We start from the raw sequence: 756 nt of genomic DNA on the forward strand, positions 1-756 counted from the left end.
CGGCGGCGGCGGCCCGGTACGTGTCGTCGGCGGTCCCGCGGACGGCGCGCAGCCGGTCCACGTGCGGATCGCTGACGGAGGCGACCACCACGGTGTGCTTGGCGGTCAACTGGGCCAGCACCGGCAGCAGCCCCTCCTCCGCCGCCCCGGAGTCCAGCGAGGTCAGCAGCACCACCAGCGACCGGTGCGAGGACAGGGCGTGGATCTCCGCGGGTATCTGCGACCAGTCCGCTTCGATCAGTTCCGGTTCCAGCGGGGCCATGGCGTTGACCAGCTGGTTGAGCAGGTTGCCCTTGGCCGCGGAGGCGACCCTGGCCCGCGGCCGCCGGTCGAAGGCCAAAAAATCCACGCGGTCGCCGCCGCGCTCGGCGAGCACGGCCAGCAGCAGCGACGCCTCGATTCCGGTGTCCAGCCGCGGCTCGTCCTCGATCCGTGCGGCCGAGGTGCGGGAGGTGTCCAGCACGATCACCACCCGGCGGTCGCGTTCGGGACGCCAGGTGCGGACGACGACGGCCTGCCGCCGGGCGGTGGCGCGCCAGTCGATGGAGCGCACGTCGTCGCCGCGCACGTAGTCGCGCAGCGAATCGAATTCGGTGCCGGCCCCGCGGATTTGCACCGCCACGCGGCCGTCCAGTTCGCGCAGCTTGCGCAGCTTGGAGGGCAGGTGACGCTTGGAATGGAACGGCGGCAGCACCCGCAGCCGGCCGGGCAGGGCGATGGTGATCTGGCGCGCGGCCACCCCGAGCGGCCCCAGCG

At 73.3% G+C, this 756-nt stretch carries 1 protein-coding gene; it reads right to left on the reverse strand.

All coding sequences use genetic code 11. The features are described 5' to 3' along the window. Positions 1–756: DUF58 domain-containing protein (locus AC5RUJ_RS17610; protein ID WP_494156424.1), on the reverse strand; the 756-nt coding region annotated here is incomplete at both ends.

It is taken from the genome of Arthrobacter sp. Y3223164, from assembly GCF_059091005.1.